This window comes from Sinomicrobium halophytocola, from assembly GCF_052983395.1.
On sequence record NZ_JBRKIT010000013.1, the window covers coordinates 1 to 23,885 of the forward strand.

The 23,885-nt window shown below is 40.9% G+C and carries 34 protein-coding genes; 30 read left to right on the forward strand and 4 right to left on the reverse strand.

Features of this window, described 5'->3' with window-relative positions; genetic code table 11:
* Window positions 1–14 precede the first annotated feature (14 nt).
* From ACVBDY_RS05045 to ACVBDY_RS05060, 4 genes are all read right to left on the reverse strand, one after another.
* Entirely contained in the window at window positions 15–893 is an 879-nt protein-coding gene (locus ACVBDY_RS05045) for an IS982 family transposase (RefSeq protein WP_447174384.1), read from the reverse strand.
* 219 nt (window positions 894–1,112) lie between these two features.
* Window positions 1,113–2,642, reverse strand: a complete 1,530-nt coding sequence (locus tag ACVBDY_RS05050) for a hypothetical protein (RefSeq protein ID WP_447174386.1) — start codon at window positions 2,640–2,642, stop codon at window positions 1,113–1,115.
* An 89-nt stretch (window positions 2,643–2,731) separates the two neighbouring features.
* The gene (locus tag ACVBDY_RS05055) at window positions 2,732–4,165 is read right to left on the reverse strand and encodes a SusD/RagB family nutrient-binding outer membrane lipoprotein (RefSeq protein WP_447174387.1); all 1,434 of its coding nucleotides are present in this window, start codon (window positions 4,163–4,165) and stop codon (window positions 2,732–2,734) included.
* A 14-nt stretch (window positions 4,166–4,179) separates the two neighbouring features.
* On the reverse strand, window positions 4,180–7,458 hold the full coding sequence (locus tag ACVBDY_RS05060) for a SusC/RagA family TonB-linked outer membrane protein (RefSeq protein ID WP_447174388.1): 3,279 nt from the start codon (window positions 7,456–7,458) through the stop codon (window positions 4,180–4,182).
* Between the two features lie 587 nt (window positions 7,459–8,045).
* Between ACVBDY_RS05060 and rpsL the strand changes: the two genes are divergently transcribed.
* The 30 genes from rpsL to rpsD all read left to right on the forward strand — a co-directional run bounded on the left by rpsL (window position 8,046) and on the right by rpsD (window position 23,874).
* Window positions 8,046–8,426, forward strand: a complete 381-nt coding sequence (rpsL, locus tag ACVBDY_RS05065; RefSeq protein ID WP_072318088.1) for a 30S ribosomal protein S12 — start codon at window positions 8,046–8,048, stop codon at window positions 8,424–8,426.
* 97 nt (window positions 8,427–8,523) lie between these two features.
* On the forward strand, window positions 8,524–9,000 hold the full coding sequence (gene rpsG / locus ACVBDY_RS05070) for a 30S ribosomal protein S7 (RefSeq protein WP_447174389.1): 477 nt from the start codon (window positions 8,524–8,526) through the stop codon (window positions 8,998–9,000).
* Window positions 9,001–9,022: 22 nt separating this feature from the next.
* Window positions 9,023–11,149 (forward strand): elongation factor G, encoded by a 2,127-nt coding sequence (gene fusA / locus ACVBDY_RS05075; protein WP_447174390.1) that lies wholly within the window; start codon window positions 9,023–9,025, stop codon window positions 11,147–11,149.
* 11 nt (window positions 11,150–11,160) lie between these two features.
* Entirely contained in the window at window positions 11,161–11,466 is a 306-nt protein-coding gene (gene rpsJ, locus ACVBDY_RS05080; protein WP_072318085.1) for a 30S ribosomal protein S10, read from the forward strand.
* Between the two features lie 262 nt (window positions 11,467–11,728).
* On the forward strand, window positions 11,729–12,346 hold the full coding sequence (gene rplC, locus ACVBDY_RS05085; RefSeq protein ID WP_447174391.1) for a 50S ribosomal protein L3: 618 nt from the start codon (window positions 11,729–11,731) through the stop codon (window positions 12,344–12,346).
* Complete coding sequence (gene rplD / locus ACVBDY_RS05090) at window positions 12,346–12,975, forward strand: 50S ribosomal protein L4 (RefSeq protein ID WP_447174392.1); 630 nt, start codon at window positions 12,346–12,348, stop codon at window positions 12,973–12,975. The genes rplC and rplD overlap by 1 nt, the downstream gene beginning before the upstream one ends.
* A gap of 7 nt (window positions 12,976–12,982) precedes the next feature.
* Window positions 12,983–13,273, forward strand: a complete 291-nt coding sequence (rplW, locus tag ACVBDY_RS05095; RefSeq protein WP_447174393.1) for a 50S ribosomal protein L23 — start codon at window positions 12,983–12,985, stop codon at window positions 13,271–13,273.
* Between the two features lie 12 nt (window positions 13,274–13,285).
* Window positions 13,286–14,110: a 50S ribosomal protein L2 gene (rplB, locus tag ACVBDY_RS05100; RefSeq protein WP_447174394.1), complete on the forward strand. Its 825-nt coding sequence runs from the start codon at window positions 13,286–13,288 to the stop codon at window positions 14,108–14,110.
* 12 nt (window positions 14,111–14,122) lie between these two features.
* Window positions 14,123–14,401, forward strand: a complete 279-nt coding sequence (gene rpsS, locus ACVBDY_RS05105) for a 30S ribosomal protein S19 (RefSeq protein WP_008613595.1) — start codon at window positions 14,123–14,125, stop codon at window positions 14,399–14,401.
* Between the two features lie 9 nt (window positions 14,402–14,410).
* The gene (rplV, locus tag ACVBDY_RS05110; RefSeq protein ID WP_447174395.1) at window positions 14,411–14,818 is read left to right on the forward strand and encodes a 50S ribosomal protein L22; all 408 of its coding nucleotides are present in this window, start codon (window positions 14,411–14,413) and stop codon (window positions 14,816–14,818) included.
* 7 nt (window positions 14,819–14,825) lie between these two features.
* A complete protein-coding gene (gene rpsC, locus ACVBDY_RS05115; RefSeq protein WP_447174396.1) occupies window positions 14,826–15,536 on the forward strand; it encodes a 30S ribosomal protein S3 in 711 nt (236 codons plus the stop codon).
* 19 nt (window positions 15,537–15,555) lie between these two features.
* Window positions 15,556–15,975 (forward strand): 50S ribosomal protein L16, encoded by a 420-nt coding sequence (gene rplP, locus ACVBDY_RS05120; RefSeq protein ID WP_447174397.1) that lies wholly within the window; start codon window positions 15,556–15,558, stop codon window positions 15,973–15,975.
* 13 nt (window positions 15,976–15,988) lie between these two features.
* Window positions 15,989–16,180: a 50S ribosomal protein L29 gene (rpmC, locus tag ACVBDY_RS05125; RefSeq protein ID WP_268223429.1), complete on the forward strand. Its 192-nt coding sequence runs from the start codon at window positions 15,989–15,991 to the stop codon at window positions 16,178–16,180.
* A gap of 17 nt (window positions 16,181–16,197) precedes the next feature.
* The gene (rpsQ, locus tag ACVBDY_RS05130) at window positions 16,198–16,458 is read left to right on the forward strand and encodes a 30S ribosomal protein S17 (protein ID WP_072318077.1); all 261 of its coding nucleotides are present in this window, start codon (window positions 16,198–16,200) and stop codon (window positions 16,456–16,458) included.
* 2 nt (window positions 16,459–16,460) lie between these two features.
* The gene (rplN, locus tag ACVBDY_RS05135; protein WP_447174398.1) at window positions 16,461–16,829 is read left to right on the forward strand and encodes a 50S ribosomal protein L14; all 369 of its coding nucleotides are present in this window, start codon (window positions 16,461–16,463) and stop codon (window positions 16,827–16,829) included.
* An 11-nt stretch (window positions 16,830–16,840) separates the two neighbouring features.
* Window positions 16,841–17,155: a 50S ribosomal protein L24 gene (gene rplX, locus ACVBDY_RS05140; RefSeq protein WP_447174399.1), complete on the forward strand. Its 315-nt coding sequence runs from the start codon at window positions 16,841–16,843 to the stop codon at window positions 17,153–17,155.
* 2 nt (window positions 17,156–17,157) lie between these two features.
* On the forward strand, window positions 17,158–17,709 hold the full coding sequence (rplE, locus tag ACVBDY_RS05145) for a 50S ribosomal protein L5 (protein WP_447174400.1): 552 nt from the start codon (window positions 17,158–17,160) through the stop codon (window positions 17,707–17,709).
* A 2-nt stretch (window positions 17,710–17,711) separates the two neighbouring features.
* Window positions 17,712–17,981, forward strand: coding sequence for a 30S ribosomal protein S14 (rpsN, locus tag ACVBDY_RS05150; protein WP_447174401.1), 270 nt, complete (start codon window positions 17,712–17,714; stop codon window positions 17,979–17,981).
* Window positions 17,982–18,039: 58 nt separating this feature from the next.
* Complete coding sequence (gene rpsH, locus ACVBDY_RS05155; RefSeq protein WP_447174402.1) at window positions 18,040–18,438, forward strand: 30S ribosomal protein S8; 399 nt, start codon at window positions 18,040–18,042, stop codon at window positions 18,436–18,438.
* 19 nt (window positions 18,439–18,457) lie between these two features.
* A complete protein-coding gene (gene rplF / locus ACVBDY_RS05160) occupies window positions 18,458–19,000 on the forward strand; it encodes a 50S ribosomal protein L6 (protein ID WP_447174403.1) in 543 nt (180 codons plus the stop codon).
* 11 nt (window positions 19,001–19,011) lie between these two features.
* Complete coding sequence (rplR, locus tag ACVBDY_RS05165; RefSeq protein WP_447174404.1) at window positions 19,012–19,368, forward strand: 50S ribosomal protein L18; 357 nt, start codon at window positions 19,012–19,014, stop codon at window positions 19,366–19,368.
* 6 nt (window positions 19,369–19,374) lie between these two features.
* The gene (gene rpsE / locus ACVBDY_RS05170) at window positions 19,375–19,899 is read left to right on the forward strand and encodes a 30S ribosomal protein S5 (protein WP_447174405.1); all 525 of its coding nucleotides are present in this window, start codon (window positions 19,375–19,377) and stop codon (window positions 19,897–19,899) included.
* Between the two features lie 13 nt (window positions 19,900–19,912).
* Window positions 19,913–20,092, forward strand: a complete 180-nt coding sequence (gene rpmD / locus ACVBDY_RS05175; protein WP_447174406.1) for a 50S ribosomal protein L30 — start codon at window positions 19,913–19,915, stop codon at window positions 20,090–20,092.
* Window positions 20,093–20,106: 14 nt separating this feature from the next.
* A complete protein-coding gene (rplO, locus tag ACVBDY_RS05180) occupies window positions 20,107–20,559 on the forward strand; it encodes a 50S ribosomal protein L15 (RefSeq protein ID WP_447174407.1) in 453 nt (150 codons plus the stop codon).
* 13 nt (window positions 20,560–20,572) lie between these two features.
* Complete coding sequence (gene secY / locus ACVBDY_RS05185) at window positions 20,573–21,916, forward strand: preprotein translocase subunit SecY (RefSeq protein ID WP_447174408.1); 1,344 nt, start codon at window positions 20,573–20,575, stop codon at window positions 21,914–21,916.
* A 93-nt stretch (window positions 21,917–22,009) separates the two neighbouring features.
* The gene (infA, locus tag ACVBDY_RS05190; RefSeq protein ID WP_123216423.1) at window positions 22,010–22,225 is read left to right on the forward strand and encodes a translation initiation factor IF-1; all 216 of its coding nucleotides are present in this window, start codon (window positions 22,010–22,012) and stop codon (window positions 22,223–22,225) included.
* Window positions 22,226–22,280: 55 nt separating this feature from the next.
* A complete protein-coding gene (gene ykgO, locus ACVBDY_RS05195; RefSeq protein ID WP_074978891.1) occupies window positions 22,281–22,397 on the forward strand; it encodes a type B 50S ribosomal protein L36 in 117 nt (38 codons plus the stop codon).
* A 2-nt stretch (window positions 22,398–22,399) separates the two neighbouring features.
* Window positions 22,400–22,774, forward strand: coding sequence for a 30S ribosomal protein S13 (rpsM, locus tag ACVBDY_RS05200; protein ID WP_447174409.1), 375 nt, complete (start codon window positions 22,400–22,402; stop codon window positions 22,772–22,774).
* Window positions 22,775–22,787: 13 nt separating this feature from the next.
* The gene (gene rpsK / locus ACVBDY_RS05205; RefSeq protein WP_447174410.1) at window positions 22,788–23,180 is read left to right on the forward strand and encodes a 30S ribosomal protein S11; all 393 of its coding nucleotides are present in this window, start codon (window positions 22,788–22,790) and stop codon (window positions 23,178–23,180) included.
* 88 nt (window positions 23,181–23,268) lie between these two features.
* Window positions 23,269–23,874 (forward strand): 30S ribosomal protein S4, encoded by a 606-nt coding sequence (gene rpsD, locus ACVBDY_RS05210; protein WP_447174411.1) that lies wholly within the window; start codon window positions 23,269–23,271, stop codon window positions 23,872–23,874.
* The last annotated feature ends 11 nt before the right edge of the window (window positions 23,875–23,885 follow it).

Below are 23,885 nucleotides of genomic sequence, written 5' to 3' on the forward strand. Positions count from 1 at the left end.
ACCCGTTGTGCATTTTAAACAATGCTGATCTTAATATTATTGATATTTCTGTTGAAAATGAATTTATTGATGTACTGAATCACAGTAAGTGCCGTTATTTTTGACAACACCCTTGTTTTGAGCCCTTCGAAGGATTTAGCATAGTTCCTGCGGATCATAAACTGGTCACATAGCTGTGAAAATAAAGTTTCTATGCGTTTTCTGGATTTTTTAAATACAAAGGGCTGCTCTCTGTAATCACCTTGGTTCTTGCGCATCGGGGTACTCAATTCAATTTGGTGGTTCTCAAAGAGGTTCAACTGGACTTCTGCCGAAAGATACCCCTTGTCCCCGAGCAGGACACAATCAGACAACTGCATCTTGATATCATCGAGGTAATTAATATCATGTACAGAGGCCGGGCTCAGGTCAAAACTTTGAAAGACCCCACCTATAGAGCACACCGCATGTAACTTATACCCATAAAAATAAAGGTTTTGAGAGGCGCAGTACCCTTTGTCGGGGAAAGCATAATCCTCTTCCCTGCATACCTTGCTGCGGGAGGAGCGGGAAAGCTTGCATACTTCCAAAGGCATACTGTCCACTACAAAGTAATCTTCAAACTCATTGAAATGCTTGGCCAATGATCCCCGTATCTTATCCAAATAGGGCATTAAACGTCTACGGCGACGGTTGTACACGCTGCGTTCAATCTTACTGGTAAGATGGTTGGGGAGCATCCGGAAAAGATGGTTTTCGCTGTCAATTGCCATATATTCAGCGGTTAAACATAAGCCAACTACTTCCAAATCACTCATCCGAGGGCTTCGCCTTTGGTAAGGAAGCAGTTGTTCTTCCGATATTTTTCTTAGTACTTCCAATATTCTTTCGTAATTTGCATTTAAGTTGTTCATCGTAAATGTTTTGTGGTAAAAACAATTTACTGACTATCAGTCAAATTGAACAACTTTTTTCTTTTTAAATCATAATGCACAACGGGTTCTTTATATACTCTAATAAAGATTTATTCCCCATTAAAAAGCATCCCTTAGAGATACCGATCTCTAAGGGATGCTTTTTTAAATTTATGGGTAAACTTTTTACATTTAATTTCTGTTGTCTTACCAAAAATTTTAGCCTCTTGGTCTGGGTGGTACAGGAGATTGTGTAGTTTCGGTTTCTGTGATTTCTGATTTAAATGTCTTAACGATGAAAACTTCCGGATCTCCGTTTTTAGGCTTTATTTTGAAGGAAATTCTTACCCCTACTATTGACATGTTCCAATAGCGTACACCTCCGGTATATATATTGGAACCTGTAAAAAAGCTTTGGTTCCCAATTTGTTCTATGGTTGAGTCATTGCCCCAAGGGTCATCTCCGGTCGCGTCTTTAGGTTTTTGAGCAATAATTTCAGTTTTAATGTTCTCAATATCTGCAATTGCAGTAAGTGCTGGATTCCACTTAATCTCATATGAATTTGTAATTATCTTATAGGTGCGATGCTCGTAAGGTAAATATTTTAGAAGGTCATCATCCCAGACCCAGGTTTTATGGACTTCTTTTTTGATTTCAGGATTTTCAGTTAAATAAAATACACCTGGACTTTTGTCATAGGCTATTCCATTCGGAGAAGCACCATAACCAGGGAAGGGAATGTTAGGTCCGCCTCCTCCGTGGCTATTTTCTATGGTTCCGTTCATTTCTATCTCAGTGTTGATATCCAGCTTTACATATTGAACGGTAGGAGTATCTGTCTTTTTGCCAAAGATGCCGCTAAAAAGATTCTTGGCTATACCGCTAATACCACTTTCTATACCTCCGAGAATCCCATCTTTTATAGCTTTTCCTATGTCTTTTAGTATATTGCTATCTTCATCTTCACTTTCATCCCCGGAAAAATTAGCCGCCAGTTTACTTTGGTCATTTGAAGATATATTGTTGTCGGAATTAAAATCCTTACCATCTGATTTTATAGTTCCCTTTATCGTCCCTGTAGAAGTTCCGTTTAGTTTGATAGTGGAAATATTTACAGAACCTATTTTCCATTGTTGCGACAATTGGGAAAAACTCAGGTTTTTAATGTTCTCATCATAAGCCAATTCGTATTCAAAGGCGTACCAACTGGCTCTTTCAAATTGGTAGGGTTGGATCATGGAAGTAACGGTTGAATTTTGTTCCACATCAATTATGGATTGATCAGCAAAGTTCAGTACCGGCGAACTTACATTTCCTCTAAGAGCTAAGGAACTGGTTATGTAACTGGATGATATCTCGGAATCAGCCCTTGTATAATAGTATGTGCGTACAATTCCACGATATTTGTTGTAAAGTGTGAAAAACAAATGTTCTGCCGAAGAGTTTTCTGCAAATGTATTATATAAAAGTTCCCATCCATCTTCTTTTTGATAGTCATGAAGGATATTGTCGTCAATATTGGGAGAGGAAGCTGCCTGCCATGGCATTCTTACTTTGCCATTAGGAGTAGATACTTCACTGACATTTTCCCAATCGAGAGGATAGGATTCAATGGGAAGAGTATTTGCTAAAAGAGCTTCGTGATTGAGTTCCGGATTTATGTCAGATTCTTCAAAATCAGAATCGTTATTACAGGATGTTATGAGTGCCATGCATAATGGTACATAAAGAAATAGTTTTTTATTCATAACTGATTGATTTAGGGTTTAATAAATTCTTTGTTTAAAGAGAAAAAACCTGTGTCTCTTACAGGAAACACAGGTTTTTCAAAATATAATTAATTTACATCCCAGAAAATAGGAGTTTGTTGTTCGTCTCCTCCGATGGCGGAAGCAGCAGCAGAAACACTAGCTTCATTAAGCGTATACTCCCTTACAGGATAAGTAAACCTCAGTGGTATAGGGTTTCCGGTTGACACAGGTAGACGAAGTTCCGGAGAACTAAACCTTCTCCATACATTCCATGCTTCAAAACCTCTGTTGTACATAGCAATCCAAAACTGCATACCAATTTTTTCTTGCCACGTGCCCGGTGCAGTAGCATAATCAACTTCAGGTTTAGCAAGATATGAATCGATTTCGTCAGAACTCAATCCCCAATACTCCATGCTTGCCGTAACACCTTGAGTATAATATTCTTCTGCGCTTCCTGTTACATTATAACCACCTCTTTCAGCAGCTTCGGCTAGAAGAAAGGAAATTTCTGCAAAATCCAACAAATCTCCGGGTAAATCCGGTTCATAAAATGCTCCCCCTATATGAGTAAAGGATGCATAACTATTAAAGTCCCCATAAACTCCTCCAACATAAGTATCTTCACCTAGATTATCATCTAAAAACACAGATTTACGCGGATCTTCTAAATCATTTAAATAATCTACAAAAGTATCTGCAGGAACAAAATCTTGTCTACCACTTAATACTAAATCTGCATATAAGGGATGAGCATTCGTATTACTAGGCTCATACGGAAGTGTAAAGTTGTCGTTATTTGATGCTATTAACCCCCAGCCTAAAGCTTCATTCGCATGTTGTTGGGATAGAGAAGGGTTTACATCAGCAAGCCTCATAGCGAGTTTAAATTTAACGGATGCAGCGAGTTTTTGCCATTGGCTTATATCGCCGTTATAAATAAAATCGTCATCCAAACCTTCAGATCCTGTGTCCAAATTGTTATACGCGGATGTTACACGCGCTAATAGATCTTCATAAATAGTTGCCGCATCATCATAAGTGGCAATAGTATTTCCTGTTCCTTGAAGAGCTTCTGTATAAGGTATATCCCCAAAAGTATCCACCATTTGTTGCCAGGCGTAAACCTCTACTATACTAATTATAGATGCCTGGTTTGCTCTTACACCATCTAACAGATCTGGGTCTTCTTGGACAGATATTTTGGCCTGCTGTAAATCGTATAAAGCAGCATAAATATTATTCCAATGAGCAGAAGGTATAGACCTGTTTGTGAGATCGTAATTAGTCTCTGTAACATACTGGCATTCCGTCCATTGCTGAGCAACTAACCTAAATATGTTATCATTTACGCTAGTAGACCCCATCTGATCAAAAAGAGACTTGACACCACTGGTAAAAAGAAAACTACCAGGAACAGATGTAGCCCCTTTTGGGTCTTGATTTAGTCTTGCATAATCCTCATCAGAACATGCTGATAAAATTAAGACTAAAGTTAATATGAATACTAATTTTCTCATTGTCTTTATCTTTTTTAGAATTCAATTTTTAAACTTGCTCCTATTTCTCTGAAACTTGGGTGTACTCCATTTTGCAAGCCCAATACATTTCCTGCCGACATAGCAGACTCCGGATCTGCATATGGTAAATTCTTATGAATAATCCACAGGTTTCTTCCTATTAGAGAAAGTGTCATATTATCAATTGGTGACCTATCTCCAAAGAAATCCTTGGGCATATTGTAAGATAAGGATACATTTCTCAACTTAACATAAGAAGCATCGTAAACATGCATTTTTTCCGGAGCACTTACTCCTCCAGAGCCACCATTATATCCGTATGGATTATTAGAATTAGAAAAGTCAGCTCTAATGTCATTTCGAGTACCATCTTCTTTAACTCCGGGGAGAAGAACTCCACCACCTGCGGAAACAGGATCTCTTTTTGGATTGCCTAACTCGTTAGGACCGGCAGTTTCGGGATACACACCAGAAGAAAGACCAAATGCCATATCTTGTGAATAAACGTCGCCACCATGTTTAATATCTATCAGGAAACTTAAATTGAGGTTCTTATAAGTAAAAGAGTTGTTCAAACCTGCGATCCAGTCGGGATTGGCATCACCGATAACGGATGTAGGATCGTCATTACGTAAATATTTACCATCCGTGCCAACAACTCTTTCCCCGGTAGCTTCATCGTAAACAAAATCATAACCCCTGATAGTTCCTGTAGATTCGCCAACTTGAGCCCCAACACTTGTATTCCACATCGAACCTAAGAGAAGGAATTCGTTATCACCGAATATTCTTGTCACTTTATTCTCGTTTTTAGCCCAGTTTGTTGTCATTTCCCATCTGAAATCTTCAGACTGTATCGGAACTACCGTAATTCTGGCTTCAATACCTTTGTTCTCTATATCTCCGGAGTTCACCCAAACACCTGTGAATCCACTGGAACCTGAAACTTCAGTATTAGTAATAAGATCAAAAGTTTTACGCTGATATACGGAAAGATCAAAACTTAATCTGCTGGCAAAGAAATTCATCTCAAGTCCTGCTTCAAACTCCTCCATAGTTTCCGATTTTAAATCAGGGTTATTTGAAATGTCAGGAGCAGTGGCATTATATGCTCCACCGAATCCGGGATTAAATGTATAAGTATTTAAAAGTTGGTATGGATCCGTATCATTACCTACACGAGCGTAATTAAATCTAAACTTACCAAAGTTAATAGTTTCTCTGGAATTCAAAAGTTCTGAAAACACAAAACTCACTGATCCTGAAGGATACCAATACCTGTTATTCTCAATTGGCAGGGCAGACGACCTATCTGTTCTCAACGATCCACCCAGATATACCATATTACGCCAACCTAAGTTGAATTGGCCGAAGTAACCATCTACTTTTTTATTCGTATTAAAATCTCGCATGTCTTCCTCTGTCAAAGGATTGGCAGTATTTGTTATGGAATATAAGTTTGGTACTTTAAGCCCTCCATTGGTGACAGCCCAATTTCCATACCTTTTATTCGCTCTTAAGTTCCATCCTACGTTAGCATTTAGATTAAGATCTTCTGTTAAATCTTTATCGATATTGAGTATCAAATCGTAGTTATACTCGCTCACCGTATGATTCATAAAGTAGTATTCTCCGTTACCTCCATGGTCAGATCTCCCAATACCAGAAGTGGACCCCATAGCGACTCTTTCTTCTCTTAACTCGTCAAAAGTGTCGAAGGTAAATCTTCCCATTATCCCCATCCAGTCATTGATTTCATAGTTTAAACCAAAATTACCATAGAATCGATTTTTTCTGTCTGTTTGATAGTTATTATCTCTGGAGAAGTAATAGTTATCCGCATAACCCACATTTTGGGTTTCCCAATCTGCTATATTCCAAGTCATATTTTGCCCCGTAGCCAAGTATGCCTCTTTTTGCTTGGCCATATCTACAGAAGTGTTCCACCATTGCCTAAAACCTTGCATTGGGTTTCTTGCCTCATATCCTGTTAAAACACGACCTTTCCCCCTTGTGTTGGTATAAGTAATATTTCCAAACGCACTTAATTTATCCGTTAAATTATATGTTGAAGAAAAGTTGATGGTATTTCTCGTTATATCGCTATTACGCAGCGCACCTTCCTGCATGAAGTTAGTATACGCCATTCTGTACGTCCCTTTGTCGTCGCCTCCGTTAAAAGAAACAGAATTCACATAAGTTGTTGCAGTTCCCCAAACGTCATTAGGAGTAGAGGCTCCTGCCACAAATGGAGTCGGTTGCAGATAACCCGGTAGCTGGGGATATTGAGAATCCCAGTTATAAACCATTCTGCTTGGATCAAACCTATCACCAAAAGAAGCATCGTCGTAAGTATATACTATATTATCATCAGCTACACCATCCCCATTTATGTCAGGTGTGTTATTATTTGAATTGATTTCGTAAAAAGAAGAACCGCTATAACCACCACCATATTCATTCTGATATTTTGGCAAGGTCTTTTTATTCACGGATCCTACAGTGATCGCACTGTTAAACTGCACTCCGATTTTTTCCGTTGCTTTTCCTTTTTTAGTGGTAATCATTATTACCCCATTCATACCTCTAGAACCATATAACGCAGTTGCAGCAGCCCCTTTTAACACGTTTATGTCTTCAATATCGTTTGGGTTAACATCTGAAAGACCATTTCCATAGTCATAAGCACCGGCCCCTGAGCCAATATTACTGTCGTTATAAGTCTCGTTATTGATAGGTGTACCATCAATAACAATCAAAGCCTGGTTATTACCAACCAATGAACTCATACCTCTCAATATGATATTGGTAGATCCACCCATTGTTCCGGATTGCGTAATATTTAACCCGGCAACAGTACCGGACAGCGCATCGCTCATGTTGGCTACCGGGACCTGAGCAAGCTTCTCGCCACTTACTTCTTGGGAAGCATAACCTAGAGATTTCTTTTCCCTTTTAATACCCAGGGCAGTAACCACAACTTCTTCCAAGGCTTGAGCATCCTCCTCCAATTGTATATTAATAGTAGAGGAAGAACCAACAGTAACCTCAGCAGTTTTCATTCCTATATAAGAAACCTGCAGAGTTTCCCCTTCACTAACATTGATAGTAAAGTTGCCGTCAAAGTCGGTTTGGGTTCCGGTGCTTGTTCCTTTTATAATCACATTCGCCCCGGGCAACGGCATACCCCCTGTATCCGTTACCGTGCCGGAAACCGCTTGTTCCTGTGCAAGACCAATTTGCACCATTAACGCCAAAAACAGCGTCAAGATTCCGCTTAATTTTGTTCTCATGTTTTGAAAATTATTTTGAATTAGTGCCCCAAATATGTGGAAAAAACCTAACGGTAACAATTTATTAACAGAAATGTAGTTGGCATGCTATAGTATTATAATTATTATTTTAAGTTAAAATGTGTTTTGTTTTTCGACTTTGACTTTTTAATAATGATATTTTTTCATTAAAAAGTCAATAATATCGAATATAATGTAAAAATAGCCCTTTTTAGTTAATGTGTTAATTTCTCTTTATTTAATAGGAAAAGTAATCGGTTATTGTGAATTTTTTGTAAAAAAGAGGGGTGTTGTGAGAGTTTTATATTTTGCACGGAAGTGAATAATGTTTTGTAACATTGGACAGGGCAGAAGAATCTTTGTGTTTTTTAGCTTTTTCACTGAAAGCGGACCATCGTTTGAGTCGTGATTATTTATGACTGTTTATCGTTGGTGTTTACTTCCTTTGGTTTCGGGAAAATAAAAAATGGGCTACTTTGAAGAAAATTAATTGTTTATGATTTGAATTGTTGGAAAATATTTCTACCTTTGCCACCCTCTTAAAAAGAGGCTTTATATCAATTTAAACATTTATTGTAAAGTAAATTATGCCAACAATTTCACAATTAGTACGAAAAGGAAGAGCCAGAATTACCAAGAAGAGTAAATCGGTTGCTTTGGATTCGTGTCCTCAAAGAAGAGGGGTTTGTACGCGTGTTTACACTACTACACCGAAGAAACCAAACTCAGCGATGCGTAAAGTTGCTCGTGTGCGTTTGACTAACGGTAATGAAGTGAATGCCTACATCCCTGGTGAAGGACATAACCTCCAGGAGCACTCGATAGTATTGGTAAGAGGCGGAAGGGTAAAAGACCTGCCGGGTGTAAGGTACCACATTGTTCGTGGTGCGCTTGATACTGCCGGTGTGCAAGGAAGGACGCAACGAAGGTCCAAATACGGTGCAAAACGACCTAAGGATAAGAAATAGTCGTTTTTGTGTTTTAAGGTGTGTTGAGCACCTTGCTGTGTAGAAGACGCGTTCCGTCTTTGATGAAAAAATGGTCAAATACAATTAAAGAAAAGAAATGAGAAAAAGAAAGGCGAAAAAAAGGCCTCTTTTGCCGGATCCAAGATTTAACGATCAGTTGGTGACCCGCTTTGTGAATAACCTGATGTGGGACGGTAAGAAGTCGGTAGCGTTTAAGATCTTTTATGATGCTATTGATATCGTTGAAGAAAAGAAACAAAACGAAGATAAAACAGGTTTGGAGCTTTGGAAAGATGCGTTGTCCAATGTTATGCCGCACGTAGAGGTTAGAAGCCGCCGTGTAGGTGGAGCGACATTTCAGATTCCTATGCAGATAAGACCGGATAGAAAAGTGTCTATGGCTATGAAGTGGCTTATCGGGTTTTCCCGTAAGAGAAACGAGAAGTCCATGGCGCAAAAGCTCGCGGGTGAGGTACTAGCTGCAGCTAAAGAAGAAGGAGCGGCGGTTAAGAAAAGGGTGGATACGCATAAAATGGCCGAAGCTAACAAAGCATTCTCGCACTTTAGGTTTTAATTGCTAAGAACATAGATAAGAAATGGGAAGAGATTTAAAATATACGAGAAATATCGGTATTGCCGCACATATTGATGCGGGAAAAACAACGACCACAGAGCGTATCTTGTTTTATACCGGTGTTAGTCATAAAGTAGGAGAAGTGCATGACGGAGCGGCTACTATGGACTGGATGGAGCAGGAGCAGGAGCGTGGTATAACCATTACTTCGGCGGCTACAACTTGTACCTGGAATTTTCCAATGGAAAATGCACAGCCTACTCCGGATACGAAGCCGTATCACTTTAATATTATAGATACTCCCGGTCACGTTGACTTTACGGTGGAGGTAAACCGATCGTTAAGGGTTCTTGACGGATTGGTTTTTTTGTTTAGTGCAGTAGATGGTGTTGAGCCGCAGTCTGAAACTAACTGGAGACTTGCTGATAACTATAAAGTCCCGAGAATGGGATTTGTTAATAAAATGGACCGTCAGGGTTCTAACTTCCTCAATGTTTGTAAGCAGGTGAAGGAGATGTTGGGGTCTAATGCGGTGCCGATTGTACTTCCTATCGGTGAGGAAGCCGATTTCAGGGGTATTGTAGATCTTATTAAAAACAGGGCTGTTGTATGGCATGAGGATAATTTCGGTTCTACCTTTGATGTGGTGGATATACCGGAAGATCTGAAAGAGGAAGTGGATGAGTATAGGGCAATGTTGATCGAAGCTGTTGCTGAGTACGATGAGAGTTTGATGGAGAAGTTCTTCGAGGATGAGGATTCTATTACAGAAGATGAAATTCATGCTGCGCTTCGTGCTGCGGTAATGGATATGAGTATCATACCTATGGTGTGTGGTTCTTCTTTTAAGAATAAGGGTGTTCAGTTTTTGTTGGACGCTGTTTGTAGGTATTTGCCTTCTCCTATAGATAAAGATGCTATTGTGGGAACGAACCCTGATACTGGTGAAGAAATTTCCCGTAAACCGGAAGTGACTGCACCTTTTGCTGCCTTGGCATTTAAAATTGCAACAGATCCTTTCGTGGGTCGCTTGGCATTCTTTAGAGCGTACTCCGGAAAACTGGATGCAGGTTCTTATGTTTTGAATACGCGTTCCGGTAAAAAGGAGCGTATCTCACGTATTTATCAGATGCACTCTAACAAGCAGAATGCGATAGAGTCTATTTCTGCTGGTGATATCGGGGCTGCTGTTGGTTTTAAGGAAATTAAAACCGGAGATACGTTATGTGATGAGAAGCATCCTATAGTGCTGGAGAGTATGGATTTCCCGGATCCGGTTATCGGTATCGCTGTGGAGCCTAAAACAAAGGCCGATGTGGATAAACTGGGTATGGCACTTTCTAAACTGGCTGAAGAGGATCCTACATTCCAGGTTAAAACCGATGAGGCTTCAGGTCAGACTATTATATCCGGAATGGGTGAGCTTCACCTGGATATTATCGTGGATCGTTTGAGACGTGAGTTTAAAGTAGAAGTGAATCAAGGTCAGCCCCAGGTAGAGTACAAAGAAGCTATTACTGCTTCTGCGGACCACAGGGAGGTTTATAAGAAGCAAACCGGTGGACGTGGTAAATTCGCGGATATCGTGTTTACTATGGAGCCTGCTGAAGAAGGGAAAACCGGTCTTGAATTTGTTAATATCATCAAAGGTGGTAACATCCCTAAAGAATACGTGCCTTCTGTAGAGAAGGGCTTCAGGGAGGCTATGAAAAACGGTCCTTTGGCCGGATTTGAAATGGATGCTATGAAGATTGTTCTGAAGGACGGATCTTTCCACCCTGTGGATTCGGATTCGCTTTCTTTCGAACTTGCTGCCAGGATGGGTTATAAGGTTGCTGCAAGAGCGGCAAAAGCTGTCCTGATGGAGCCTATAATGAAGCTGGAAGTTCTTACTCCCGAAGAAAACATGGGAGATATCGTAGGGGACCTTAACCGTCGTCGTGGCCAGGTAAATAACATGGACGACAGGGCCGGTGCCAAGGTTATCAAGGCGGTAGTTCCGCTTTCCGAGATGTTCGGTTATGTGACTTCGCTGCGAACGTTGTCTTCCGGTAGGGCAACTTCTACTATGGAATTTTCTCACTATGCGGAAACTCCTGCGAATATAGCTGAAGAAGTGATTAAGAAAGCAAAAGGAGTTGAAGCTTAAATTTTACGAAAATGAGTCAGAAAATAAGAATAAAATTAAAATCATACGATCATAACCTGGTAGATAAATCTGCTGAGAAGATCGTAAAAACGGTAAAAACTACCGGGGCAGTGGTAACTGGTCCTATTCCGTTGCCTACCCATAAAAAACTTTTTACGGTATTGCGTTCACCTCACGTTAATAAAAAGTCCAGGGAGCAGTTTCAGTTGAGCTCTTACAAAAGGTTGCTCGATATTTACAGTTCCTCGTCAAAGACTATCGATGCTTTGATGAAACTCGAATTGCCGAGTGGAGTTGAAGTGGAGATCAAGGTGTGATGGGAGTTGCGATTTGGGATTTTCGGACGCAATAAAAATGTGTCATTTGTAAATCCGAAGTCGTAGTTTTAAATCATAGAAGACATGTCCGGAGCGTTTCGCAAAGGAAAAACGGAAATAAAAATATATTCAGGGTTGAAATATGTTTTTTGACCCTGAATTTTTTGGAATAGTAATTTAATTAATAACGAGGGTTTGGGTTTTATTTGGTCAGTTTGAAATACTGAAATCTAAAATCTAAAATCCAAAATCTAAAATCAGTATGTCTGGGTTAATTGGTAAAAAGATTGGCATGACCAGCATTTTTGACGAGAATGGGAAGAATGTTCCTTGTACCGTTATTGAAGCAGGTCCTTGCGTAGTTACCCAAGTCAGAACCAAAGAGGTTGACGGGTATGAGGCTCTTCAGCTTGGTTTCGATGACAAGGCAGAAAAACGTGCTAGTAAGGCCGAAGTAGGTCATTTTAAGAAAGCAGGGGTTTCGCCTAAGAAAAAGATCATCGAGTTCCAGGGCTTTGAAGGGGATTTTAAATTGGGTGATACCATTACGGTAGAGCACTTCCGGGAGGGAGAATTTGTCGATGTGACAGGTACATCCAAAGGAAAAGGGTTTCAGGGTGTTGTGAAAAGACATGGCTTTGGAGGTGTAGGTCAAGCTACGCACGGTCAGCATAACCGTCTCAGAGCACCCGGATCTATAGGTGCGGCATCTTATCCTGCCAGAGTATTCAAAGGAATGCGTATGGCCGGTAGAATGGGTGCTGAAAGAGTAACAGTTGAAAACCTGAAAGTGTTGAAAGTGGTTCCGGAAAAAAACCTGATAGTTATTAAAGGTTGTGTTCCCGGGCATAAGAACGCTTACGTAATAGTTCAGAAGTAATGGAAATAGCAGTATTAGATATAAACGGAAAAGAAACAGGTAGAAAGGTTAGTCTTTCTGATGCTGTTTATGCAATAGAGCCAAACAATCATGCTGTTTATCTCGATGTGAAGCGTTACCTGGCAAATCAGCGTCAGGGAACCCATAAGGCCAAAGAAAGAGGAGAGATTACCGGTAGTACCAGGAAGATTAAAAAACAAAAAGGTACCGGTACTGCACGTGCAGGTAGTATAAAATCTCCCATTTTTGTAGGAGGTGGACGAATTTTCGGCCCGAGACCTAAAGATTATACGCAAAAGCTTAATAAAGGACTAAAGCGTCTTGCTCGTAAATCGGCTTTAAGTATTAAGGCGAAAGAAGAGGCGATCGTGGTTTTGGAAAATTTCAATCTGGATACTCCGAAGACCAAAGATTTTACTTCTGTCCTGAAAGCCTTGGGATTAGAGAATAAAAAATCGTTGATTGTATTGGGTGAGCCAAATAAAAATGTATATTTGTCGTCACGCAATTTAAAGGCATCTGAGGTTATAAATGTTTCAGAATTAAGTACTTACAAAATACTTAATGCTAACAATGTGGTGCTTCTGGAAGGTGCCTTGGAAGGAATTGAGTCGAATTTAAGTAAATAAATGGACCATGAGTGTGTTAATTAAGCCTATAATTACGGAAAAAGTGACCGCTGACAGCGAGGTGAATAATCGCTATGGTTTCATTGTGAACGGTAACGCTAATAAGCTGGAGATCAAAGATGCTGTTGAGACTGCTTATGGAGTTTCTGTAGAGAAAGTTCGTACAATGAATTATGGTCCGAAGAGAAGTGTGCGCTATACTAAAGCCGGTATACAATACGGTAAGACCAATGCTTATAAGAAAGCCATTGTTCAGGTAGCGGAGGGAGATACTATTGATTTTTATAGTAATATATAAGGAAAGACAAAAATGTCAGTTAGAAAATTAAAACCGATAACCCCGGGGCAGCGTTTTAGAGTAGTAAACGGATTTGACGCGATTACTACTGATAAGCCGGAGAAGAGTTTGCTCGCTCCGTTAAAAAAGTCCGGGGGGAGAAACAGTCAAGGGAAGATGACCATGCGCTACAGAGGTGGTGGTCACAAAAGAAAGTATCGTGTTATAGACTTCAAGAGAGAGAAGGTTGGGGTTGAAGCTACAGTGGAGTCTATTCAGTACGATCCGAACAGAACAGCGTTTATTGCTTTGCTGAAATACAGTGATGGTGAAAAACGATATGTTATAGCTCAGAACGGTTTAAAAGTTGGTCAGACTGTAGTTTCCGGTCCAGGTAGTGCGCCTGAGATCGGTAATGCTATGCCTTTGTCTGATCTTCCATTGGGTACAGTGATTTCTTGTATAGAACTGCGTCCGGGACAAGGAGCTGTTATGGCTCGTAGTGCCGGTGCCTTTGCTCAGCTAATGGCGAGGGAAGGGAAGTATGCTACGGTTAAGCTTCCTTCCGGAGAAACCAGATTGATTTTAGGGGCTTGTTTCGCTACCGTTGGGGTAGTGTCTAACTCCGATCATCAATTGATCGTGTCTGGTAAAGCGGGTAGAAGCAGGTGGCTTGGCAGAAGGCCGAGAACAAGGCCTGTGGCTATGAACCCGGTAGATCACCCGATGGGTGGTGGTGAAGGAAGGGCTTCAGGAGGACATCCGAGGTCTAGAAACGGAGTTCCTGCTAAGGGATATAAAACCCGTACACGCACCAAGGCAAGTAATAGGTATATTGTAGAACGTAGAAAGAAATAAAAGAAATTACAGATGGCACGTTCGTTAAAGAAAGGACCTTACGTTCACTATAGTCTCGAGAAAAAAGTACAACAAAATGTAGAGTCAGGGAAAAAGACGGTTATTAAAACCTGGTCCAGGGCTTCTATGATAACACCGGATTTTGTTGGGCAGACTATAGCGGTACACAATGGTCGTCAGTTTGTTCCTGTTTATGTTACAGAAAACATGGTGGGACATAAGTTAGGAGAGTTTTCACCGACAAGATCCTTCCGAGGGCATGCCGGTGCGAAAAATAAAGGAAAAAAATAATAGGAAGCTATGGGAGTTCGCAAAAGAGAAAGAGCAGAGCAAATAAAAGCAGCTAAAAAAGAATTAGCGTTTGCAAAGTTGAATAACTGCCCTACTTCCCCCAGAAAGATGCGTCTTGTTGCGGATCTGGTTAGGGGAGAGAAAGTAGAAAAAGCGCTTGCTATTTTGAAATTTAATCAAAAGGAAGCATCCCGTCGTTTGGAAAAACTGTTGTTGTCTGCAATAGCCAACTGGCAATCCAAAAACGAGGATGCAAGCATAGAAGAAGCAGACCTGTTTGTAAAAGAGGTTCGTGTGGATGGCGGAAGTATGCTGAAAAGACTTCGTCCGGCACCCCAGGGCCGTGCTCACAGGATAAGAAAGCGTTCCAACCATGTGACATTGGTGCTTGGAGCTAATAATAACACACAAAGTTAGGAGATAAATGGGACAAAAGACAAATCCAATCGGAAATCGCCTTGGTATTATCAGAGGATGGGAATCTAACTGGTATGGCGGTAAAGACTACGGTGATAAGATCGCCGAAGACGATAAGATCAGAAAATATGTTCATGCTCGTTTGTCAAAAGCTAGTGTTTCAAGGGTGATTATTGAGCGTACCTTGAAGCTTGTAACCGTTACTATCACCACAGCGCGTCCCGGAATAATCATCGGGAAAGGCGGTCAGGAGGTAGACAAGCTGAAAGAAGAGCTTAAGAAAATTACCGATAAAGAGGTTCAGATTAACATTTTCGAGATTAAAAGGCCGGAATTGGACGCTAATCTCGTCGCTGCAAGTATTGCACGTCAGATAGAGGGCAGGATCAGCTACAGACGTGCTATTAAAATGGCTATTGCGGCTGCAATCAGAATGAATGCAGAAGGTGTTAAAGTGCAGATTTCAGGCCGTTTGAACGGTGCGGAAATGGCGCGTTCCGAATCTTATAAAGAAGGAAGGATACCTTTGTCTACCTTCAGAGCTGATATCGATTATGCACTTGTCGAAGCACATACCACTTACGGTAGGCTTGGTGTAAAAGTGTGGATCATGAAAGGCGAAGTTTACGGTAAGAGAGAATTGTCTCCGCTGGTGGGTATGTCCAAAAAGCAGCAGGGAGGAAAAAGCGGTCCGAAAAAACCTCGTCGCAGAAAGTAATTTTTTAAAGTAAGGAAAAATGTTACAGCCAAAAAGAACCAAATATCGCAAACAGCAGAAGGGGCGTATGAAAGGGATATCCCAGAGAGGACATGAACTTTCAAACGGAATGTTTGGTATAAAATCTATGGATTCTTCATTTATAACTGCACGTCAGATAGAGGCAGCGCGTATAGCGGCTACCCGTTACATGAAAAGGGAAGGGCAGTTGTGGATAAAGATATTTCCGGATAAACCTATAACCAAGAAACCTCTTGAAGTACGTATGGGTAAAGGTAAAGGTGCAGTGGAATATTGGGCTGCAATTGTTAAACCAGGCAGAATTATGTTCGAAGTCGGAGGTGTGCCGTTAGACGTAGCAAAAGAAGCATTGCGTCTTGCAGCTCAAAAGCTTCCGGTTAAGACCAAATTCATTGTGGCAAGGGATTATTCAGCTTAATACTTGAGGAATTATGAAACAGTCAGAAATTAAAGAATTATCTGTTGCTGAGCTACAAGAAAAGCTTGGTGAATTCAAAAAGAATTATGCAGACTTAAAAATGGCTCATGCTATCACGCCACTGGAAAATCCGCTTCAGCTTAGAAAAGCAAGAAGAACGGTTGCAAAGTTAGCCACTGAGCTTACTAAAAGAGAATTACAATAATTCTATGCTGCTTTAAGATGGAAGAAAAAAGAAAATTAAGAAAAGAAAGAATAGGTGTTGTGACCAGTAATAAAATGGAGAAATCCATTGTCGTTTCCGAAGTGAAACGGGTAAAACACCCTATGTACGGAAAATTCGTGTTGAAGACTAAAAAATATGTCGCGCACGATGAAAAGAACGATTGCAACATTGGCGATACCGTAAAGATAATGGAAACCCGTCCGTTGAGTAGAACCAAGTGTTGGAGGTTAGTCGAAATCATTGAAAGAGCTAAGTAATTATGGTACAGCAAGAAAGTAGATTAAAAGTAGCGGATAATACCGGGGCTAAAGAAGTTCTGACTATCCGTGTTCTCGGTGGTACAAAAAGAAGATATGCTTCTGTAGGTGATAAAATCGTGGTTACTGTAAAGGAAGCCACTCCGAACGGAAGTGTTAAAAAAGGACAAGTATCCACTGCTGTGGTAGTTCGTACCAAGAAGGAAGTAAGAAGACCAGACGGTTCTTACATCCGTTTCGATGACAATGCTTGTGTGCTGTTGAATGCTGCCGGTGAAATGCGTGGAACACGTGTTTTCGGTCCGGTTGCCAGAGAACTTCGCGACAAGCAATTTATGAAGATCGTATCATTAGCGCCTGAGGTGCTGTAATAGATTGCAAAATGACAAAGCTAAAAATAAAATCAGGAGATACTGTAAGGGTAATTGCCGGAGATCATAAAGGTTCGGAAGGTAAGGTCCTTAGAGTAGATCGTGAAAAGAATAAAGCGATCGTTGAGGGAGTGAACACAGTTCACAAACATCAAAAGCCGAGTGCTAACAACCCTCAGGGAGGAATCGTTGAAAAAGAAGCTCCTATTCATATATCTAACTTGTCTTTGATCGATCCTAAGTCGAAAGAAACGACAAGGGTGGGGTATGAAGTGAAGGATGGTAAGAAAGTGAGAGTTTCCAAGAAATCTAATGAAGTAATTTAGTTATGGCTTACATTCCGAGATTGAAACAAGAGTATAAGGACAGGATAGTTACTGCTCTTACAGAAGAGTTCGGGTACAAGAACATAATGCAAGTGCCTAAACTGGAAAAGATCGTAGTTAGCCGTGGTGTTGGAGCTGCTGTTGCCGATAAGAAGCTTATAGACCATGCCGTAGATGAGCTTGGCAGGATAACCGGGCAAAAAGCGGTGTCTACCCTATCTAAAAAGGACGTTGCTTCTTTCAAATTGCGTAAAGGGATGCCTATCGGGGCTAAAGTTACCCTTAGAGGAGAGAGAATGTATGAGTTTCTGGACAGATTGGTGACAAGTGCATTGCCAAGGGTTAGAGACTTTAACGGTATCAAAGCCACTGGTTTTGACGGAAGAGGAAATTATAACCTTGGTGTTACCGAGCAGATTATATTCCCGGAGATTGATATCGACAAAGTGAATAAGATTTCCGGTATGGATATCACTTTTGTTACCTCTGCCGATACTGATAAAGAGGCAAAATCATTGTTAAGCGAATTAGGATTACCTTTTAAAAAGAATTAAGTATGGCTAAAGAATCCATGAAAGCCCGCGAGGTGAAGAGAGAAAAGCTGGTTGCAAAATACGCCCAAAAACGTAAGGATCTTAAAGAAGCCGGAGATTATGAGGCTTTGCAAAAATTACCTAAAAACGCTTCGCCGGTAAGATTGCACAACCGATGTAAACTTACAGGCAGACCCAAAGGGTATATGAGAGTTTTTGGTTTATCTCGTGTTACCTTCCGCGAAATGGCTAACCAGGGATTGATTCCAGGTGTTAAAAAAGCAAGTTGGTAGATTTTAACTGGTGGTAAGTTCAGGTTTGCCTGAAAACTGCAACCGCAAATAAATACAAATGTATACAGATCCTATAGCAGATTATTTGACAAGAATCAGGAATGCTAACAGTGCCGGACACCGTGTAGTAGAAATTCCTGCTTCTAATTTGAAAAAAGAAATAACCAAGATCTTGTTTGATCAGGGATACATCCTCAGCTATAAATTTGAGGATAACTCCGTGCAGGGGACTATAAAGATAGCTTTGAAATATAACAAAGTTACCAAGGAGCCCATTATCAAGAAGATACAACGTGTGAGTAAACCCGGGTTGCGTAAGTATGTTGGTTCTGATGATCTCCCCAGGGTCCTGAACGGTTTGGGAGTAGCTATTGTCTCTACTTCTCATGGGGTAATGACCAGCAAGCAGGCCAAGCAGGATAATGTTGGTGGTGAAGTGTTGTGTTACGTTTACTAACAAAATAAAGACAAAGAAAATGTCAAGAATAGGAAAAAGTCCAGTTAATATACCTGACGGAGTTACCGTAACCATAGACGGTGATAACGTAATTGTAAAGGGTAAATTAGGCGAATTAACTCAAGAAGTTAAAGACATTGCTGTAAAGCAGGAAGATGGACAGATTATATTGGAAACTAAAGAAGAAAGCAAAGACCAAAATGCAAAGCACGGACTTTACCGAACGCTGATCAATAATATGATTTTGGGAGTTTCTGAAGGGTTTACCAAACAATTGGAACTGGTAGGTGTGGGATACAGAGCCAGCAACCAGGGTCAGAAACTTGATCTTGCTCTTGGTTTTTCTCACAATATAGTTTTGGAACTGGCACCGGAAGTTAAGGTGGAGACCATTTCTGAAAAAGGGAAGAATCCTGTTATTAAACTGACATCGTTCGATAAACAATTGGTTGGCCAGGTGGCGGCTAAGATTCGTTCGTTCCGTAAACCGGAACCTTATAAAGGGAAAGGTATTAAGTTTGTCGGTGAGCAATTGAGGAGAAAAGCAGGTAAATCAGCTTAATAATTAGCATTATGGCATTATCAAAGACGGAAAGAAGAATACGTATAAAAAACAGGATCAGAAAGGTGATCAGCGGAACGGCTGAGAAGCCGAGACTGGCTGTTTTCAGAAGCAATAAAGAGATTTATGCACAGCTGGTAGATGATGTACAGGGAGTTACTTTGGCATCGGCATCTTCCAGAGATAAGGACATTGCTGGCGCTAAAGCAACCAAGATAGAGGTGTCTGCTTTGGTTGGAAAGGCTATCGCCGAGAAAGCATTGAAATCCGGTATAGAAACCGTTTCTTTTGACAGGGGTGGGTATCTGTATCACGGAAGAGTAAAATCATTAGCAGAAGGAGCTAGGGAAGCAGGACTAAAATTCTAAGAAATTATGTATCAGAAATACAAAAACGCAGAATTGGTAAAACCCGGCGGGCTGGAACTGAAAGACCGTCTGGTTGGCGTACAGAGAGTTACTAAGGTTACTAAAGGAGGTAGAGCATTCGGATTTTCTGCTATTGTGGTAGTTGGAGATGAAAATGGTGTTGTAGGTCACGGACTGGGTAAATCCAAAGAAGTTGCCGACGCTATTTCCAAAGCTGTCGAAGATGCTAAGAAAAACATGGTTCGTATTCCTTTGAACAAAGGCACACTGCCTCATGAACAAAAAGGAAAATATGGCGGTGCAAGAGTATATCTGCAACCGGCTTCTCACGGTACTGGAGTTATTGCCGGAGGTGCGGTTCGTTCCGTACTGGAGGCCGTAGGAGTACACGATGTATTGTCTAAGTCTCAGGGATCGTCTAATCCTCACAATGTGGTGAAAGCTACTTTCGATGCTTTGTTGCAGTTGAGGGATGCCGGTACCATAGCTGCTCAGCGGGGTATTTCTCTGGAGAAAGTTTTTAAAGGATAAACAAGGATTAAAAATGGGAAAGATCAGAGTTACACAAGTAAAGAGCAACATTAAGCGTCCTCAGGATCAAAAGAGAACCTTAGAAGCTCTTGGCCTGAGAAAGATAGGACAGGTTGTAGAACACGATGCTACATCGAATATCCTTGGTATGGTAAATAAAGTTAAACACTTAGTTTCTGTAGAAGAGGCTTAATTAACAATATAGTTATGAACTTAAGTAACTTAAAACCTGCAGAAGGTTCAGTACATAAGGACGGGAAAAGAGTTGGCCGTGGAGAAGGATCTGGAAAAGGCGGTACCGCTACAAGAGGTCACAAAGGGGCTAAGTCTCGTTCCGGATACTCTAAGAAAATCGGTTTTGAAGGTGGGCAGATGCCACTTCAAAGGCGTGTTCCTAAATTCGGGTTTACAAACATAAACCGTAAAGAATACGTAGGGATAAACCTGAGTAAATTACAGGAGATGGTAGACAAAGGTGTTGTCACCGATACTGTGGATATGGATATCTTGGTAAACAACCGGGTAGTTAAAAAATCTGACCTGGTTAAAATACTGGGAGGTGGAGAACTAAAGGCAAAGCTAAAAATATCTGTACATAAATTTACTGCTAGCGCTAAAGCTGCCATAGAAAAGGCAGGAGGAGAAGCGGTAACTTTATAAGAAAAAACCGACCATGAAGAAATTTTTAGAGACACTTAGCAACATTTGGAAGATAGAAGAGCTGAAAAGCAGAATAGTGGTGACCCTGGGGTTGCTGCTGGTGTACCGGTTCGGTACGCAAATCGTACTTCCCGGTGTTGATTCGGTACAACTGGCGGAACTGTCGAGCAAAACAGACACCGGTTTATTGGGAATTCTTAATGCTTTTACGGGAGGGGCCTTTGCCAATGCTTCCGTTTTCGCTTTGGGTATTATGCCCTATATATCGGCCTCTATTGTTGTGCAGCTTATGGGAATCGCTATCCCTTACCTGCAAAAACTGCAAAAAGAGGGAGAAAGCGGCAGGAAAACCATTAACCAGATCACGCGTTGGCTGACTATTGCCATATGTGTGGTTCAGGCGCCGGCATATCTGTACGGGCTTGGGGCGTTAGGTGTACCAGACAGTGCTTTCCTCCTGGGGAAAGGGTTCGATTTTATCATTCCGTCGGTTATTATTTTGGTGACCGGTACAATATTTGCGATGTGGCTCGGTGAAAAGATTACGGATAAAGGTATCGGTAATGGTATTTCACTGCTCATCATGGTGGGGATTATAGCCCGGTTGCCTCAGTCTTTTGCCCAGGAATTTGCATCCAGGGTATCCGAAAATAACGGAGGACTGATGCTGATCCTTATTGAACTTGTGATCTGGTTTGTAGTTATTCTGGCCAGTATTATGCTGGTTATGGCGACAAGACAGATACCCGTGCAATATGCAAGGAGAACAGCTTCCGGAGGTTATGAAAAAAACGTATTCGGATCAAGGCAGTATATTCCTTTGAAGCTTAACGCTTCGGGTGTAATGCCTATAATTTTTGCACAGGCCATTATGTTTGTTCCGGGAGCGCTGGCAGGATTGTCTGATTCCGAAGCTGCACAATCAGTGAAAACAGCTTTTATGGATATCTTCGGTTTCTGGTATAACCTGGTCTTTGCATTGCTGATCATAGTTTTTACATATTTTTACACCGCCATTACGGTACCTACCAATAAAATGGCAGACGATCTTAAAAGAAGCGGAGGGTTCATACCCGGTATAAAACCCGGAAAGGAAACGGGGGATTATCTGGACAAAATAATGTCTTTGATCACTTTCCCCGGATCGATATTCCTGGCCATTATAGCTATTTTGCCCGCTTTTGTAGTAAAGATCGTTGGAATGCAGCAGGGATGGGCCTTGTTTTATGGCGGTACATCATTGCTTATTATGGTCGGTGTGGCAATAGATACGATGCAACAGGTAAACTCATATTTGCTGAACAGGCACTATGACGGGTTGATGAAAACGGGTAAAAACAGAAAAGTAGTTGCCTAGTATGGTAATAGCTTATGGGTAGGGTATCGTCGACATTGTAAATCGTAAACCTATCTGCCCTACAGGCAGGTTAAAAAACTGAGAAGTATATAAATGGCTAAACAAGCAGCAATAGAGCAAGACGGAACGATAATCGAAGCATTGTCAAATGCTATGTTTCGTGTGGAACTGGAAAATGGTCATGTGGTTACTGCTCATATATCCGGTAAAATGCGTATGCATTACATAAAGCTGTTGCCTGGCGATAAGGTAAAACTGGAGATGAGCCCGTATGACCTTTCAAAAGCGAGAATCACTTATAGATACTAAATGGTTCGGAATTCAAAGTTAAACTTGAACCTTGAACCTTGAATATTGAATTATCATGAAAGTAAGAGCATCATTAAAGAAGAGAAGTCCCGAGTGCAAGATTGTGCGTCGTAAGGGGAGATTGTACGTAATTAATAAAAAGAATCCTAGATTTAAACAAAGACAAGGGTAATTATGGCAAGAATCGCAGGAGTAGATATACCAAAACACAAACGAGGGGTTATATCGTTAACCTATATTTTTGGTATTGGAAAAAGCAGGGCCAAGGAAATTTTGGCTAAAGCGGAAGTGAATGAAGATACCAAAGTGTCTGAATGGACTGATGACGAAATTAACCGTATTCGTGAAGCCGTAGGTGTTTTCAAGATTGAGGGAGAATTGCGTTCTGAAGTACAGCTACACATCAAACGATTGATGGATATCGGATGTTACAGAGGTATCCGCCACAGGATTGGTTTACCGCTGAGAGGACAAAGGACCAAGAATAATTCAAGGACTAGAAAAGGTAAACGAAAAACTGTTGCCAACAAGAAGAAAGCAACTAAATAATACGTAGGATAGTATGGCAAAATCAAATACAAAATCTTCTAAGAAACGCAAGGTCGTTGTAGAATCTGTAGGTGAAGCGCATATTTCTGCATCATTCAACAATATCATCATATCTCTGACTAACAAAAAAGGAGATGTGGTATCCTGGTCATCTGCCGGGAAAATGGGCTTTAGGGGGTCTAAGAAAAACACTCCTTATGCCGCCCAGGTAGCTGCGGAAGATGCTGCTAAAATAGCGCAGGAATCTGGTCTTAGGAAAGTGAAGGTCTATGTAAAAGGACCGGGTAACGGAAGGGAATCAGCCATCCGTACCCTCCACAATGCTGGTATAGAAGTAACCGAGATCATAGACGTTACACCATTGCCGCACAATGGATGTCGTCCACCGAAAAGAAGAAGAGTTTAAGTAAATTAATAATTGCATAACGGGGATAGTTAACGATTATCGAAGGATAAGCCTTAATTCATAATCATCCTCAAAAATATTTAAAAACATGGCAAGATATACTGGTCCAAAAACGAAGATCGCGAGGAAATTCGGAGAGCCGATCTTTGGAGACGACAAATCTTTTGAAAAGAAAAACTATCCTCCCGGACAACATGGTAACAATCGCAGGAGAGGAAAAAAATCAGAATATGCTATCCAGTTAATGGAGAAGCAAAAAGCAAAATACACCTACGGAATCCTTGAAAAACAATTCAGGAACCTGTTTGAAAAAGCGAACCGAAGCAAGGGAGTTACCGGTGAGGTGTTACTGCAATTATGTGAATCCCGTCTGGACAACGTTGTTTACAGAATGGGAGTTTCACCTTCCAGAAGCGGTGCAAGACAATTGGTGTCACACCGTCACATTACCGTAAACGGGGAAATCGTAAACATTCCTTCTTATGCTTTAAAACCCGGCGATGTTGTTGGAGTTCGTGAAAAATCCAAATCTCTCGAGGTGATTGAGAATTCTTTGGCAAACAACTCCAGCGTGTATGAATGGATTACATGGAATACAGAAAAAAAAGAAGGTTCCTTCGTAGCTGTTCCGGAAAGAATACAAATTCCGGAAAACATCAAGGAACAATTAATCGTCGAGTTATACTCTAAATAATAATCAGACAG